This window comes from Streptomyces sp. NPDC093598 (assembly GCF_044764825.1).
Lineage (GTDB): Bacteria > Actinomycetota > Actinomycetes > Streptomycetales > Streptomycetaceae > Streptomyces.
Map to the genome: position 1 here is coordinate 247,631 of NZ_JBIWIV010000008.1, position 14,744 is coordinate 262,374.

Below are 14,744 nucleotides of genomic sequence, written 5' to 3' on the forward strand. Positions count from 1 at the left end.
GGCCCCCGTGATCGTGGGCCCCCACCTATGCAACTTACTCACCGTTTACTCGGTTCCCGATTCCGGCCGGGAACGAGGCAGGATTGTGACCATGTCCAACACTCCCATGGCTGCGAACCCGCTCACCCGGGCCGTTCTCGAGATCGACGAGTACGTCTCCGGCCTCGGCTGGGACCAGTCAGCCCGCCTTTTCGCCCTCGTCGACACCGCACGGCTGCGGGCCGAACAGCCCTCGCTCGCGGACCGGCTCGGTCTGGGGGACGAGTCGGAGAACTCCGGCCTCACCCCGATCGAGCAGGACGAAGTTCCAACGGGCAAGCCGCTCGACGAGTTCCTCGCCACCATCGCCTGGCCCGACGCGGTGGCCGGCTGCGCCCTCGCCGTGGAGCGCCTGATGCTGCCGCCGTCCGCGGAGGCCCAGGTTCCGCAGGGTCTGAGCGAGGCGGCGCTCACGAAGTGGGTGGCCGACCACCCGGACCGCCAGGAGGTCCGCATGACGGTCGCGGTCCTGCGCGACGGCACGCGCGAGTCGGCACTGCGGCTGCGCGAGAAGGACTCGCCCACCGAGGTCCTGACCGGCTCGGACCTGGTCCCGGGGCTGGCGGAGGCGCTGGCGGCGACGTTCGAGGAGTAGCCCGGAAGGACCGTGGGGTCCGGCCTGCCGGGCCCCTGGTCAGCGGACTACTTACCGCATTTCGGAAGGTCCGCGGTGGCGCCGCTGCGGATGTCCTTCAGCGCGCCGAGGGCGTCCTGGATGGTGCCCACCTTGATGAGGGTGAGGCCGTCGGGGGTGTCCTTGGCGGCGGCCGCGCAGTTGTCGGCGGGCGTCAGGAAGTACCGCGCGCCCTTGGCCCGCGCGCCGACGGTCTTCATCTCGATGCCGCCGATCGGGCCGACCTTGCCGGCGTCGTCGATCGTGCCGGTGCCGGCCACGAACGCGCCGCCGGTCAGGCTGCCCGGCGTGAGCTTGTCGTAGATGCCGAGCGCGAACATCAGCCCGGCGCTCGGCCCGCCGACGTCGGCCAGCTTGATGTCGATGGTGAACGGGAAGGTGTGGTCGGTCCCCGCCGAGATCCCCACGATGGCGCGCTTCTCGCCGTCGTCGTCGGACGTCGTGGTGGTCATGGTGATGTCCTGCGTTTTGGTCGGCGTCCGCTTCTCCTTCTCCGCGGCGGCCTGCTCCTTGGCCGGCACGACCGTGAAGCGGACCTTCTGGCCCGGCTTGTGCTTGGTGACGAGCTTCGCGACGTCGGCCGGCGCCTTCACCACCGTGCCGTCGACGGCCTTGATCACGTCCCCCGCGTGCAGCTTGCCCTCGGCCGGGGATCCCTTGACGACCGTCGAGACGATCACCCAGGACTTCACCGGAACGTCCAGCTGCTTCAGAGCGGCGACCTTGGCGCTCTCCTGGGACTGGCTGAACTCCTCGGCGTTCTCCTGGGTGGACTGCTCCTCGGTCTTGCCGTCCGGGTAGAGCGTCTCGTGCGGCACGACCTTGTTGTCGTGGGCGAGCCAGCCGTAGACGGCTTCGACCAGGTTCATCCGGTAGTCGGCGCTCGTGACCCGGACCGTGGTCATGTTCAAATGGCCACTGGTGGCGTACGTCTTCTTCCCCGCGATCTGCAGCACCGGCTCACCGTCGTGATCGCCCAGGGTGTTCACCGTCGGCCCCGGGGACATCTCCGCGTAGGGCACGGGGATGAACACTCCCGCGCACAGGAGCGCGATCAGCATCAGGGTGGAGGCGAGCATCGTCGCGGTGCGGCGTGGCATGGCTCGACATTACGGGACGGTCCTGTCAGCGCACCGTCAGGGCCGCCCGTCCGGGGCGGCCCTGGGCTCTGCGACGTCTGTGACCTGCCCTTATTCGGCCGTCAGCCACCCGGCCGGGGCTTCTCCATGGCCTCGCGGAAGCGGGCGTAGCCGATGAGCTCCGGGCCGTCGTTGCGGACCTTGCGGGTCCGGTTGGCCCAACTGCCCCAGAGCCCCGCGCCGATGGCAGCCACAAGCGGAATCAGCAACCAGGCGAGCGCCGCCATGCCGACCTCCAACCCCTTTGAGCGTCCGCGACTGACTGATCAGCAGATTAACCATCCGCAGTGACAACGCTCACGCCAGGGGTGCGGTTACGCAACCGGAAGGCGGCTTACCGGATCAGCAGGCGCCGACCCATTCCTCGGTGCCGTCGGAGAACTTCTGGTGCTTCCAGACAGGCACTTCGTGCTTGAGGTCGTCGATCAGCTTGCGGCAGGCCTCGAAGGCCTCCCCTCGATGCGGGCAGGAGACGGCGACGACCACGGCGAGGTCCCCGACCCGGAGGTCCCCCACGCGATGCACGGCCGCCAGGGCCCGCACCGGGAACTCGGCGGCGACCTTCTCGGCGATCCGCCGCATCTCCGCCTCGGCACTGGGGTGGCACGAATACCCGAGTTCCTCGACGTCGGCGCCCCCGTCGTGGTTCCGCACGGTTCCCACGAAGAGCGCGGTGCCCCCGGCCGCGTCGTCCCCGACCGCCCGGAACACCTCGTCCAGCGAGAGGGCCGTGTCCCGGATCCCGATCAGCTTGATCGGGTCCTGCGCGGCCTGCTCACCGGGGTGATCGTTCGTGGTTGCCATGCCTCCATCGTGCCGCACGCGACCGACAGCGCGGAATAGAGCTTTCGACCGGCACGCGCGCGTACGCGTTTGGAGTCTTCTACAGGGACGTCCCTCAGATCCGCCGCCGGGCCTTCCGCGCCCGGCGCACCACCGCCGCCGCGCCCAGCAGCGCCACCGTCGCGCCCGCGGCGCCCGCGGCCGTGGCGTCCTTGCGGCCCAGCCGGCGTCCGGCGACCGTGTGCCGGCCGGAGACCTCCTCCAGGAGTTCCGCCAGCACCTCCTCGTTGGTGTACCGCGGCCGCCACCCGGCGTCGTGCAGCCGGCTGCCGCTCACCACCCAGGGATACATCGTGTATGCCAGGTCCCCGGCCGGGGACGGCGTCAGCCCGATCCGGTGCAGTCGCGCCGCCGCACCGAGCGCGACCGCCGACGGCAGCTCCATCCGCCGGATGCCGCTGAGCTCCTCGACCTCCTCCTGCTCCAGCCAGCCGTCGCACCCGACGGTCAGTTCCCCGTCGACCTTCTCCAGGACGGCGTACTCCAGTGCGGTGCACAGGTCCTCGACGTGGCAGAACTGCCACGCGGGCCGCGACCCGGCGACGACGAGCAGCCGGGGAGACTCGAAGTACCTGGTCAGCGCGGTGTCCGTGCCTCCCACCAGCACGGCCGGCCGTACCACGGTGACATTGAGCCCCGGGTGCGCCCGGGGCGCGCGCCGCGCCAGGCCTTCGATCTCCAGCAGGTCGCCGACGCCCGTCGCCTCCGCCGTGGCCCGCAGTTCGGCGTCCTCGGACAGCGGCAGCTCGTTGTCGGGCAGCGCCCCGTAGACCATCGCCGAGGTGCACAGCACGACCCGGTGCACTCCGGCCGCAGCGGCCGCCGTCAGGACGGTCTGCGTCCCCCGTACGTTGTAGGCCGTTCGGGCGGCCGCGTCGGTCTCCAGGTCGAGATCCAGCGCCAGGTGCACCACCACGTCGGCGCCGCGCAGCTTGTCGGCGATGGCAGGATCCCGTACGTCCAGGATGTGCCACTGCGCCGCCGCGCACTCGCCGCGCCGCTCGTCGATGGCCACGACCTGCTTGACCTCGTCGGACGCGGCGAGCTGCTCGGTGAGCAGGGCTCCTACGCCGTACGCGGCGCCGGTGACCGCGACGACGGGGCCGCGCGCCGCGGGACTCGCGGAACTGATTGACTGGTTTCGCGCTGCGCGAACCTGCGGATCTGGGGAACTCACCGGGCGTCTCCAGCGGTTGTCTTCAGTACGAGCGCGTCCGACGCGTGCGTACCAGGTGGCATCCATCCTGCCGCAGGCCGTCAGTCGGCGAAGCACCGAGGCCCTATCCGCCCCGGGTGTCTAGGCTGGGTGGTGTTGTCGGGCAGCCGTGCCGCCGGAAAGAACCGGCGGCCCTACCAGCCGAGGAATCCCGTGAGTGACACCCCATTCGGATTCGGCCTTCCGCCGGAGGAGCCGGACGACGGCGACGAGGGCAAGAAGAAGGACCAGCAGAGCGGTGGTGGTCAGGGACCGGCCAACCCGTTCGGTTTCGGCGGCCTGCCCGGAGCCGGAGGCCCCGGCGGCCCCGGTGCGGACAATCCGTTCGCAGCCATGTTCGGGTCGCTGAACCCCACCGACCTGGGCGCCGCGTTCCAGCAGCTCGGCCAGATGCTCTCCTACGAGGGCGGGCCGGTGAACTGGGACATGGCCAAGCAGATCGCCCGCCAGACGGTCTCCCAGGGCAGCCCTGACGGCACCAAGGACGCCAGCGTCGGCCCCGCCGACCGCAAGGCCGTCGAGGAAGCCGTCCGCCTGGCCGACCTGTGGCTCGACGATGCCACCTCCCTGCCGTCCGGCGCCGCCTCGGCGGTGGCCTGGAGCCGCGCGGAGTGGGTCGAGGCCACCCTGCCCGCCTGGAAGGAGCTCGTCGACCCGGTCGCCGAGCGCGTCGGCACCGCCATGGGCGACGTCCTGCCGGAGGAGATGCAGGCCATGGCCGGTCCGCTGATCGGCATGATGCGCTCGATGGGCGGCGCCATGTTCGGTACGCAGATCGGGCAGGCCGTCGGTGTGCTCGCCGGCGAGGTCGTCGGCTCGTCCGACATCGGCCTTCCGCTCGCCCCGGCCGGCAAGGCCGCGCTGCTGCCGGTGAACATCGAGACGTTCGGCAAGGACCTGAGCGTCCCCCAGGAGGAGGTACGGCTGTATCTCGCCCTGCGCGAGGCCGCCCACCAGCGCCTCTTCGCGCACGTGCCGTGGCTGCGCTCGCATCTGTTCGGCGCGGTCGACGGCTACGCCCGCGGGATCAAGGTCGACACGGCCAAGCTGGAGGACGTGGTCGGCCAGTTCGACCCGCAGAACCCGGAGCAGCTCCAGGAGGCCCTCCAGCAGGGCATGTTCCAGCCGGAGGACACGCCCGAGCAGAAGGCCGCGCTGGCCCGTCTGGAGACGGCTCTGGCGCTCGTGGAGGGCTGGGTGGACGCGGTGGTCCACGCCGCCGCGAAGCCCCGCCTGGCGTCCGCCGACGCCCTGCGCGAGACGCTGCGCCGCCGCCGTGCCTCGGGCGGGCCGGCCGAGCAGACGTTCGCCACGCTGATCGGTCTGGAGCTGCGCCCGCGCCGTCTGCGGGACGCCTCCCGGCTGTGGGCCTCGCTCACGGACGCGCGTGGTGTCGACGGCCGGGACGCCCTGTGGCACCACCCGGACATGCTGCCCACGGCGACCGACCTGGACGACCCGGACGGCTTCGTGCACCGCGAGCAGATCGACTTCTCCGAGCTGGACAAGATGCTCGGCGAGGCGGCGGACAAGCCCGACCTGAAGAAGAAGGACGACGGCGAGGACAAGAACAAGGGCGACGACGCCGGGTGAGCCTGTACGACGACACGGTCCTCGTGCTGAAGGGGTACGAGGACCAGGCGGAGCTGCGCCAGGCCTATCTGGACCACCTGGCGGAGCACCCGGACGGGCTGTGGAAGGCCTGCCAGGCGGGTCACATCACGGCGAGTGCCCTGGTGATCGACCCCGAAGGCGGCCGGGTGCTGCTGACTCTGCACAAGAAGCTCCAGATGTGGCTTCAGATGGGCGGCCACTGCGAGCCGGGCGACGCCTCCCTGGCGGACGCGGCCCTGCGTGAGGCCGCGGAGGAGTCCGGTGTCTCGGGGCTCTCCCTGCTGCCCGGCGGTCCGGTGCGTCTGGACCGGCATCCGATCCCGCCGCCGTGCCACTGCCACTTCGACGTCCAGTACGCGGTCGTGGCACCGCCGGACGCCAGGCACGAGATCAGTGACGAGTCACTCGACGTGCGCTGGTTCGGATACGACGAGGTGGCAGACGTGGCGGACGAGTCGGTGACACGGCTGCTGGAGGCCACGCGCGCGAGGCTCTCAGCCTGAGCATGTGTAAGGGGCGACCGCACGGGCGGTCGCCCCTTAACATGTGCTGTGACGGTTGATTGCGCCGTCGGGGCGCGGGGAACCGCGCGACCAGCCACACACGGCCCGCGGGCCCGGCTCGGACCGCACAGCACCCGACCCCTCGGCCGAACCCGCGGAGCGATCAGCTCCAGACGTTGCCCTGGTTCTGCCCGCGTGCTCCCTGCTGGCCCATGCCGTACTGCGCGGCGAGACCCGAGCCGATCTGGGCGTTCTGCGGCGGCAGCAGTTCGCTCGGCTGGACGAGCGCGAAGCCGGTGCCCATGAAGCTCAGCTCCCAGCCCTCGCCGGTGCTGCCGCGCCGCCGCCATACCCCGGAGGAGTGTGTCTGGGCCTGCATCTGCACCCGCAGGCTCGTCGACCAGGCGACGATCGCGTCGGCGTCGCAGTTGACGTACTTGTCGGGTGTCACCTGCAACAGCAGCGGCATCCCGGAGGTCATCAGGGCGACCTTGCCCCGGCCGGAGATGTTGAGCTGGTACTTCCCGGAGCCGGAGATGCCGTACAGGCTGTCCACGGCGATGACCTCGTGGTGCAGGGAGGAGTCCATCGCCAGCACGTAGCTGCTGTCGACGGTGAGGCCGTCCTGGTCCACCTCCATGACGTGGACGTGCTGCTTGAGGTTGGCGAGGTAGACCGTGCCCTGCCCGTGGCAGCGCATCAGGTCCAGGCCCTCTCCGGTCTGCGCACGCGCGCGTGACTGCTGGTTGCTCTGGTACTCGGCGTCGAACTCGACGAGGCCCTGGTAGGCGACCATGGTGCCCTTGCGGGCCAGGATGTCGTCGTGGCCCTCCAGGGCGACGCGCAGCATCTGCTTGTTCTGCAGGCTCCAGCGTTCCTGGGTCTGCTGCTCGTTGTAGGCGAAAATCGGGCTCTGCATGGCGTGTGGCTCCCCCTCAGCCCCGGACCCGGAGACGGTCGGTGCTGTCCTCACTGGGCTGGACGACGACGATGCCCTGACCGGAGAAGGCCATCTGGTAGGCCTCGCCGCTGCCGCGGCCGATCAGCGACTGGGCCCGGAAACTGCGCTTGCCCTTCACCTTGAGGTTCGGGGACCAGGCGACGAGCGCGTCGGGGTCGACGTAGGTCTCGTCCTCGCCGCCTCCGCAGTCGACGACGATGGGCTTGCCCCGGGAGGTCAGCGCGACCCAGCCCTGCCCGGAGATCTTGGTGTTCCACAGGCCCTGCCCGGCGAACTTCGCCAGACCCTTGACCCGCTCCACGCCCCACGTCAGGTGGGCGTCGAAGGCGAGCAGGTTGGTGGCGTTGACGGAGATGCCGTCGCCGTTGAGGTTGATGACGACGACGTTCGCGCCGTAGTCGGCGAGGTAGAGCAGGCCGTCGCCGGAGCACTTCATCAGGGGCGCGCCCTCGCCAGTCATCCAGTCCTTGGCGATCTGACGCACGGCCGGCGGGTTGGGCTCGTACTGCACGAACCCTTCGTAGGCGACCATCGACCCCACGCGCGCGAGGAGGTCGTTCCCGGTCTGCATGGCGACCTTCAGCATGTGATTGCCGTGGTTCTCCATGCGGGCGGTGACGGGTGCGGGGGCGTGGCCCGCGAGCTGCTGTGTCATGACGGGCTCCCTCAGACCTCGTACGGCTGGACGACGATGAAGTTCCCGGGCGCTCCCCGGAACTGGAGGTTGACGCTCTCGCCCGTGTCGCCGGGGTAGGCGTTGCGGCGTATCCGCACCTGGCTGGAGACGACGACCTGGGCGGCGGCCGACCAGGCGACCACGGCGTTGCAGTCGGCGAACGTGGTGGGCGTGACGGGCAGCACCACGGGCGTGCCGTGCGTCTTGACGACGATGGTGCCCGTGCCCTGGAACTGCATGGTGAACAGCGCGCCGCCGGGGATGCCGTGACCCTCGATGCGGCGGACCTCATAGGTGAGGCTCTCGTCGAAGGCGAGGACGTTCTCGGCGGAGACGCAGACGGCGTCGCCCTGCAATTCGAGGGGGTGCAGCATGGTCGAGTTCTCGGCGAGGAACACCTGGCCCTGACCCGTACAGCGCATCAGCTGCATCTCCTGGCCGGTCGCGTTGCCCACGATCCGGCCGGAGAACCCGGCGCCCTTGTAGCTGAAGTCGACCTTGCCCTGGTAGAGCACCATGCTGCCCTGCCGGGCCAGCACGGGCTGTCCGCCGATGCCGAGGTCGACGCGGACGAGCTTCTTGTTCTGCTGCGTCCAGCGCTGCCCCGTCGGGGTCTCCCTGAACTGCTGGAGCGCGGCGGACACACCGGGGCCCTGGGAGGCGCCCTGGGGAACACCCTGCGGAGCTCCGTAGGGGGCCTGCCCGACGGGCGGCTGCTGGCCGTAGCCCGGGGGCGGGGTGTGCTGGCCGTAACCGGGAGGCGGGGCAGGGGCCTGGGGTGCCTGGGGCTGGCCGTAGCCGGGGGGCGGCGGTGCCGTCTGGCCGGGGACCTGACCGTACGGCGGCGGCTGCTGGCCCGGCTGACCGTACGGCGCGGGCGCCGGGGCCGGGGGCGGCACCGGGGAGCCGCCGGGCGGGGTGTGCAGGGGCGCGACGATGGTCGGGGCGGCGTGCACCGGCGGTGCGGGCGCCGGGGCCGGAGGCGGGGTGGGACCGGGCGGGGGCGCGAACCCCTGCGCGGGCTGGGGTGCGGGAGCCGGAGGCGCTGCCGGTGCGGGGGCGGGTTCCGGAGTGCCGGGGGCGCCGAACGCGGGCGGAGCGAAGCCCGGGGCGGCGCCGGCCTGCGGCTGCTGCGGGGTGGGTGCGGGCGTCTCCTCCTCGGCCACCTCGCCGCCGAAGTTCTTCAGCAGCGCGTCCAGACCGCCGTCGAAGCCCTGCCCGACGGCGGCGAACCGCCAGACGTCCTTGAGGTAGAAGTCGCCCAGCATCACGGCCCGTTCGGTGGAGAATTCCGAGCCGTTGAAGGAGTAGCGCGCCACCTCCTCGCCGCCCGCGACGATGCGAATGTAACCGGGGGCGATCTGCGACATCTGCCCGGCACCGTCGATCGTCGCCGTGAAGGACAGCTTCTGGATCTGCGGCGGGATCCGGTCGAGCGTCACCCGGAAGGACTCCGTGTCGCCCGCCTGCGCGCCCAGGAGCTGAATGGACTCCTCGGGGGACTTCGGCTGGTTGAAGAAGACGAAGTACCGGTCGTCCGAGAGCCGTTCGTCGGCGTCGAGGCCGAAGCAGCTGATGTCGAAGTTCAGTCCGGGGCCGGCGATCTGCACACCTACGTACAGATCCGTGCCCGCGGTGAGGTCACTGATCCTGGCCTTGTGGCCGCGTTGGAATTCCCTGGCCATGCGTAACGACCGTCCCCCATCCAGAACGTGAGTGCGTCGCGCCAGGCTAACGGCAAACTCGGACACCGGACGAGGTCGGTACAGAGCCGGTACACAACGCTCGCTCAGCCGTATCCGCTGTTCGCTCGCGGAAAGCGGGCGGTCACCCCTCGGGGCTCTCACCCCGCGCGCCGGGCACATGGGGCAACCTCTCGGCGGCGACCACGCCTTCGAGGTAGCCGCGAGCCCGCTCCGTGCGCGGATAGGTCTCCAGGAGTTCCCAGAAGCGGGGTCCGTGTCCGGGCACGAGCAGGTGGGCGAGTTCGTGGACGAGGACGTAGTCGACGACGTACTCGGGCATGCCCTGCAAGCGGTGCGACAGGCGGATGCTGCCCTCGGAGGGGGTGCAGGATCCCCAGCGCGTGTTCTGGTTGGTCACCCAGCGCACCGACACGGGCCGGGCCCGTCCGCCGAAGTACTGGTCCGAAAGACGCCGTGCCCGCTCGTACAGCTCGGCGTCGCCGAGGGCCCGCTTGCTCTCCTGGGCGGCCAGCTTGTCGAGCATGACGTTCACCCAGCGCTGCTCCTCCGCCTCGGACATCCGGGCGGGGATGAGCACTACCGTGCGATCGCCCTCGCGATACGCGGAGACCGTTCTGCGTCGGCGGGCACTCCTGCGGACCTCGATCGCGCTCGCCCCCGAGCCGCTGGGCGGCTGGCTCGTCGTGCTGCGCTGTGGCTTTCCGGCGCGGTGCAGTGGGTCGGCGGGCACGCCCCGACGTTACCCGCTGCACACGGGGAAGTCCCGGCTCCGGGACGGTTCCGTCCCGGAGCCCCCCCACCGGCCGCCGGATTTGTACGACGAATACCCGTACCTGTGGACAACTTTCGGCAGCCGGCGGCGGGTTTGGGCATGCTGGATCTCGTCGGCGAAGCGATCGCGGGGTCGGCCCGGGACCAGGGGCCGCCTGCGCCCGGGTTCGGCCCTGCGTACGGGCCGCGCCTGCGCCCGGCCTGGGCATGACGAGCCAGGGCCGCGACTCGCTCCACCGACATACGGGGACGAGCTATGAAATACGGGGGTCTGTCATGCATCCGATGGTGAAGCCGGCGCTCAGGCGCGGCTGGCGCGACCTCAACACCGTGCAGTTCGGGATGACACCGGCGCATGCGATGACGCTCGGCCCGATGGACCTGGCGACGGGCAGCTTCCTCGACCTCCTGAACGGCACGCGGGGGCTGGAGCTGCTGCGCGAGGAGGGGCGCCGCATGGACCTGCCCGACGGTCATGTCGACGGGCTGGTGCGGGGGCTGGCGCGAGCCGGACTCCTGGACGACGCCCGGGGCGGCGGGCCGGCTGCCGACGCCCTGCGGAAGAAGAAGGAGGTCCTCGACCGGCTGCGCCCCGACCTGGCCTCTCTGTCCCTGACGACCTCGGCCCCCGGCGACGCGATCGGGCAACTGGCCGCCCGGCGCTCGCAGCGCGTGCAGGTGCGGGGCGCGGGCCGGGTGGGCGCCCTGCTGGCCTCACTGCTGGCAGGAGCCGGTGTGGGCGAGGTGGACGTGCTCGACGGCGGCCGTGTGGAGCCGTGGGACGTCGCGCCGGGCGGGCACCCCGCGGAGGCCGTCGGCGACCGCAGGGACGAATCGGCCCGCCGTGCCGTGCGCCGGGCGGCCCCGGACCGGCCACCGCGCCGCGCGCCGGCCCAGGCATCCCGGGAGGAAGGCGACCCGGGGTTCTCCCTGGTGATCCTCGCGCCGCGGGACGATGTCGCCGTGCACGCGCCCGACCCGGCCGCCGCCGAGCCACTGATGGCTTCCGGGACACCCCATCTGTACGCCGGTGTCGTGGAGGGCACCGGTGTGGTCGGCCCTCTCGTCCTGCCCGGGGAGACGAGCTGCGCGGGATGTCTGCAAGAGGGCCGCGCCCAGCGGGACCCGACCTGGCCGCGCCTGGTCGCCCAGTGGCGCTCCGGCAGGCAGCGGCAGGTGCGGCCCTGCGATCTGACGCTGGCCACGACCGTGGCCGGACTGGCGGCCGCCCACGCGCTCGCCTTCCTGGACGGCCGGGCCCCCTCCAGCGCCGGGGCGCGCTGGGAGGTCTCCGTCCCCGGTCTCCACTGGCATGCGCGGCCGATCTGGGCGCATCCGGCATGCCCGTGCGCGGCCGCGGAGAGAGGAAAAGGGGAGCACCTCTCGGAGGACGGGGAGTCGCACGAGACAATGGCGGTGCAACGGCCGTCGGAGCAGTGCCGTGAGGCAGAGGCGGAGCGGCCGGCTGGGACTTGGAGGGCGCATGTCTGATCTTCCCCGGAAGGCGGTTACCCGGACCGCCAAGCTCGCCGCGCTCCCGCTCGGCATCGCCGGGCGGGCGACCTGGGGATTCGGCAAGCGGATCGTCGGCGAGTCCGCCGAGCTCGTCGGCCGCGAACTCCAACAGCGCACGGCGGAGCAGCTGTTCAAGGTGCTCGGCGAGCTCAAGGGCGGTGCGATGAAGTTCGGCCAGGCCCTGTCCGTCTTCGAATCCGCGCTGCCCGAGGAGGTGGCCGGCCCCTACCGGGCCGCGCTGACCAAGCTCCAGGAGGCGGCGCCGCCGATGCCGACCCGCACCGTGCACGCGGTGCTCGAGGAGCGGCTCGGCGAGGGCTGGCACGAGCTGTTCCTGGAGTTCGAGGACAAGCCCGCAGCGGCGGCCTCGATCGGCCAGGTGCACCGAGGGGTGTGGCACGACGGTCGCGAGGTGGCGGTCAAGGTGCAGTACCCGGGCGCCGGCGAAGCCCTGCTGTCGGATCTGAACCAGCTCAGCCGCTTCTCGCGCCTGCTCGGTCCGCTGATCCCCGGCATGGACATCAAGCCGCTGATCGCGGAGCTGAAGGACCGCGTCTCGGAGGAGCTGGACTACGGCCTGGAGGCGCAGGCCCAGCAGGCCCACGCGGAGGAGTTCACGGACGACCCGGACGTGGTGGTGCCGCAGGTGGTCCACCAGTCGGACCAGGTCCTGGTCACCGAGTGGATGGACGGCATCCCGCTGTCGGAGATCATCTCGGACGGAACCCAGGAGCAACGCGACCGTGCCGGTCAGCTCCTTGCCCGCTTCCTGTTCTCCGGTCCCGCCCGCACGGGCCTGCTGCACGCCGATCCCCACCCAGGCAACTTCCGGCTCCTGCCCGGCGGTCCGGAGGGTGAGGACGACTGGCGGCTGGGCGTCCTGGACTTCGGCACGGTCGACCGTCTCCCGGGCGGCCTGCCGGCCACCATCGGCGAGTCCCTGCGGATGACTCTCGACGGGGAGGCCGAGGCGGTCTACGAGCTCCTGTGCGTGGAAGGGTTCGTCAAGGAGACCATAGAGCTGGACCCGGACGCCGTCATGGACTACCTGCTGCCGATCATCGAGCCGGCCCAGGTCGAGGAGTTCACCTTCACCCGGGGCTGGATGCGCAGCCAGGCGGCCCGTGTCGCCGACCCCCGCTCCCCTGCCTACCAGCTCGGCAAGCAGCTCAACCTGCCCCCCTCCTATTTGCTGATCCACCGGGTGACTCTGAGCACGATCGGCGTGCTGTGCCAGCTGGGGGCGACGGTGCGGCTGCGCGAAGAGTTGGAGGAGTGGCTGCCGGGGTTCGTACCGGAGGACCCGGCGGACGGCGAGGAGGCGGTGGCGGAGGCGTGAGTCGCCGCCGCGGGCTTCACCACCAGTCCGAGTCCAGGCGCCCCTCGATGGACCTGAGGTTGTCCCGGGAGCAGGTCTGGCAGTAGTAGTGGCGGGCGCCGTCCTCCACGGAGTAGGTCCAGGCGAGGGGTGGGCCTTCGGTCAGGACTTCGGCCGACGTGCCGCAGCGGGCGCAGGCAAAGCGCCGCGGCTCCGCGGCGGAGTCGTCGCCGCCTCCTGGAGGACTCGTCATCCGGCGACGATAGCGCCGCATCAAGCGACTCAGTGAGTACAAGGCCCCAGGCTCGGCGGGGCACAACGCCCCGGCTCGGTGGGCGGCGCGCGCCCTCCTGGTCGGTACAACGCACTGCGGGGGCCGGTCCGTTCGGTACGGACCGGCCCCCGCGTGGAGAAGTCGGCCTCCCGGGTCGGGAGGCCCCCGCTTCAGGTACGGCGGGTTACTGCATGACCGCCAGGGCGAGCGCCCGGCGGGCACGCAGTGAGGCGCGCTCCGCCCTGCGCTGCATCCGGCGGGCGGCCGCCAGGCGCACGGCCTGTCGGTCTCGCTCCGCCTCCTGCAGTCGCTCGCGCATATGCGCACGGGCCATGGCTTCTGGGATGAGTTGCATCTCTCGGGTCCTGTTCTGACGCGAGTCCTTCGCGCCGCTGATGGTGAAGTCTTGGGTTGCGGAGCCTGCGGGCTCGTAAGTGGACGGCTTCATCGGGGCCTGCTTCTGGGGGTCGTGCGTGAGGGGACGGTCGATTGTTCCTGCGGTGTTCATGCTGTGACCGGGTTCTTGCGCGGGCGGCCACGCGGCCGCTTCCGGGCGACGACGACACCCTGGACGAACAGCTCGCCACCCCAGACGCCCCACGGCTCACGCCGCTCCTTGGCGCCGGCGAGGCAGGCCTCGACCAGCGGGCAGGTACGGCAGAGGGACTTGGCGTACTCGACGTCCGCGGGCGACTCGGCGAAGAAGACCTCCGGGTCGTAGGAACGGCACGGGACCGGTACGCCGAGGTTCTCGATGGCGTCGTCGAGCGCGGTGAGCGCGGTGAGCGGGGTCAAGGCGGGGTCCTCCGTGGAGCCGGGCTTGGGGATCGTGTCGGAAGGCGGTACGGACGGGGCGTGCGCTTCGAGTTGCACGGTTCGTCTTCCTCGTCTGGTCGTTCCAGCCTGTTGGCCGGGGGGTGGTGGTACCGGGTTCTTTTCTTGTCCCGAGGCTCCTTCGGTCCGTCATCCCTGTTCAGGGACAAACAGAAGGGCCGCGGATCCCGGATGGGGTTCCGCGGCCCTGAAGGCGCCGGCCTGATCGGCGATCAGGCTGGATCACTCCAGGGTTCTGGCCCACGGAAGGCCCACATCTGGTGGTGCTGCGTCGTCTGCTTCCGGAATCCGGCACCGGTCGCCGTAAAGGCATAGGCCTGTGCCTGTGCCTCTACTGCCGCTTCCAGTGCCTTGGTCGGTCGCTCATTGCGCTCACGGACGGGAAGGCCCGCGAGAGCAACGGAGGAGGACGCCGGACGCACGGCACGAATGCCGGACAGACCGGTGCCCAGGTTCGAAACGCCGAGCATGCACACGGAGACGGCCGAGCGATCGGTCATTTTCACGATGCTGACGGAGCTGGTGTTGATGCTGATCACTGGACTCGCCTCCTCTCGGCGTCTAGAGGGACTGGATGAACCAGTCCGACGGATATGCAAGTACAACACGGAATCAGGGCCTCCGAGAAGGCCGCTGCTCTCGTGCCTAAGAACCTATGGGGATTGCTGGGGCATGCGCAAACTATTTTTTCGACGAGTTCG

The 14,744-nt window shown here is 70.9% G+C and carries 17 protein-coding genes; 5 read left to right on the top strand and 12 right to left on the bottom strand.

The window, feature by feature from the left end; genetic code table 11:
* Positions 1-91 precede the first annotated feature (91 nt).
* Complete coding sequence (locus ACIRDU_RS24320) at positions 92-634, top strand: PPA1309 family protein (protein ID WP_351630742.1); 543 nt, start codon at positions 92-94, stop codon at positions 632-634.
* 47 nt (positions 635-681) lie between these two features.
* Here ACIRDU_RS24320 and ACIRDU_RS24325 read toward each other — a convergent pair whose 3' ends face one another.
* The 4 genes from ACIRDU_RS24325 to ACIRDU_RS24340 all read right to left on the bottom strand — a co-directional run bounded on the left by ACIRDU_RS24325 (position 682) and on the right by ACIRDU_RS24340 (position 3,832).
* A complete protein-coding gene (locus ACIRDU_RS24325; protein ID WP_403582546.1) occupies positions 682-1,773 on the bottom strand; it encodes a PDZ domain-containing protein in 1,092 nt (363 codons plus the stop codon).
* A gap of 101 nt (positions 1,774-1,874) precedes the next feature.
* Complete coding sequence (locus ACIRDU_RS24330; RefSeq protein WP_361301731.1) at positions 1,875-2,039, bottom strand: hypothetical protein; 165 nt, start codon at positions 2,037-2,039, stop codon at positions 1,875-1,877.
* Between the two features lie 115 nt (positions 2,040-2,154).
* Positions 2,155-2,616 (bottom strand): molybdenum cofactor biosynthesis protein MoaE, encoded by a 462-nt coding sequence (locus ACIRDU_RS24335; protein WP_403582548.1) that lies wholly within the window; start codon positions 2,614-2,616, stop codon positions 2,155-2,157.
* 94 nt (positions 2,617-2,710) lie between these two features.
* The gene (locus ACIRDU_RS24340) at positions 2,711-3,832 is read right to left on the bottom strand and encodes an SDR family oxidoreductase (protein WP_403582550.1); all 1,122 of its coding nucleotides are present in this window, start codon (positions 3,830-3,832) and stop codon (positions 2,711-2,713) included.
* A gap of 192 nt (positions 3,833-4,024) precedes the next feature.
* Between ACIRDU_RS24340 and ACIRDU_RS24345 the strand changes: the two genes are divergently transcribed.
* Both ACIRDU_RS24345 and ACIRDU_RS24350 read left to right on the top strand, forming a co-directional pair.
* Entirely contained in the window at positions 4,025-5,464 is a 1,440-nt protein-coding gene (locus tag ACIRDU_RS24345; RefSeq protein ID WP_403582551.1) for a zinc-dependent metalloprotease, read from the top strand.
* Entirely contained in the window at positions 5,461-5,988 is a 528-nt protein-coding gene (locus ACIRDU_RS24350) for an NUDIX hydrolase (protein WP_403582553.1), read from the top strand. Before ACIRDU_RS24345 ends, ACIRDU_RS24350 begins: the two co-directional genes overlap by 4 nt.
* Before the next feature lie 163 nt (positions 5,989-6,151).
* Here ACIRDU_RS24350 and ACIRDU_RS24355 read toward each other — a convergent pair whose 3' ends face one another.
* From ACIRDU_RS24355 to ACIRDU_RS24370, 4 genes are all read right to left on the bottom strand, one after another.
* Positions 6,152-6,907 (bottom strand): AIM24 family protein, encoded by a 756-nt coding sequence (locus ACIRDU_RS24355; RefSeq protein ID WP_403582554.1) that lies wholly within the window; start codon positions 6,905-6,907, stop codon positions 6,152-6,154.
* A 16-nt stretch (positions 6,908-6,923) separates the two neighbouring features.
* Positions 6,924-7,604, bottom strand: a complete 681-nt coding sequence (locus ACIRDU_RS24360) for an AIM24 family protein (protein WP_031112077.1) — start codon at positions 7,602-7,604, stop codon at positions 6,924-6,926.
* Positions 7,605-7,615: 11 nt separating this feature from the next.
* The gene (locus ACIRDU_RS24365; protein WP_403582556.1) at positions 7,616-9,310 is read right to left on the bottom strand and encodes a TerD family protein; all 1,695 of its coding nucleotides are present in this window, start codon (positions 9,308-9,310) and stop codon (positions 7,616-7,618) included.
* Positions 9,311-9,452: 142 nt separating this feature from the next.
* Entirely contained in the window at positions 9,453-10,061 is a 609-nt protein-coding gene (locus ACIRDU_RS24370; RefSeq protein WP_403582558.1) for a M48 family metallopeptidase, read from the bottom strand.
* Between the two features lie 317 nt (positions 10,062-10,378).
* On the opposite strand from ACIRDU_RS24370, the gene ACIRDU_RS24375 reads away from it, so the two are divergent.
* Both ACIRDU_RS24375 and ACIRDU_RS24380 read left to right on the top strand, forming a co-directional pair.
* Entirely contained in the window at positions 10,379-11,593 is a 1,215-nt protein-coding gene (locus ACIRDU_RS24375; protein ID WP_403582561.1) for a ThiF family adenylyltransferase, read from the top strand.
* Positions 11,586-12,956 (top strand): ABC1 kinase family protein, encoded by a 1,371-nt coding sequence (locus ACIRDU_RS24380; protein WP_403582564.1) that lies wholly within the window; start codon positions 11,586-11,588, stop codon positions 12,954-12,956. The genes ACIRDU_RS24375 and ACIRDU_RS24380 overlap by 8 nt, the downstream gene beginning before the upstream one ends.
* Before the next feature lie 16 nt (positions 12,957-12,972).
* Here the strand turns inward: ACIRDU_RS24380 and ACIRDU_RS24385 are convergent, their stop codons facing one another.
* The 4 genes from ACIRDU_RS24385 to ACIRDU_RS24400 all read right to left on the bottom strand — a co-directional run bounded on the left by ACIRDU_RS24385 (position 12,973) and on the right by ACIRDU_RS24400 (position 14,582).
* A complete protein-coding gene (locus ACIRDU_RS24385) occupies positions 12,973-13,188 on the bottom strand; it encodes a hypothetical protein (RefSeq protein WP_403582567.1) in 216 nt (71 codons plus the stop codon).
* Positions 13,189-13,393: 205 nt separating this feature from the next.
* Positions 13,394-13,717 (bottom strand): hypothetical protein, encoded by a 324-nt coding sequence (locus ACIRDU_RS24390; protein WP_403582569.1) that lies wholly within the window; start codon positions 13,715-13,717, stop codon positions 13,394-13,396.
* Complete coding sequence (locus tag ACIRDU_RS24395; protein ID WP_033313877.1) at positions 13,714-14,082, bottom strand: WhiB family transcriptional regulator; 369 nt, start codon at positions 14,080-14,082, stop codon at positions 13,714-13,716. Before ACIRDU_RS24395 ends, ACIRDU_RS24390 begins: the two co-directional genes overlap by 4 nt.
* 173 nt (positions 14,083-14,255) lie before the next feature.
* Positions 14,256-14,582, bottom strand: coding sequence for a hypothetical protein (locus tag ACIRDU_RS24400; RefSeq protein WP_403582572.1), 327 nt, complete (start codon positions 14,580-14,582; stop codon positions 14,256-14,258).
* Positions 14,583-14,744: the final 162 nt, after the last annotated feature.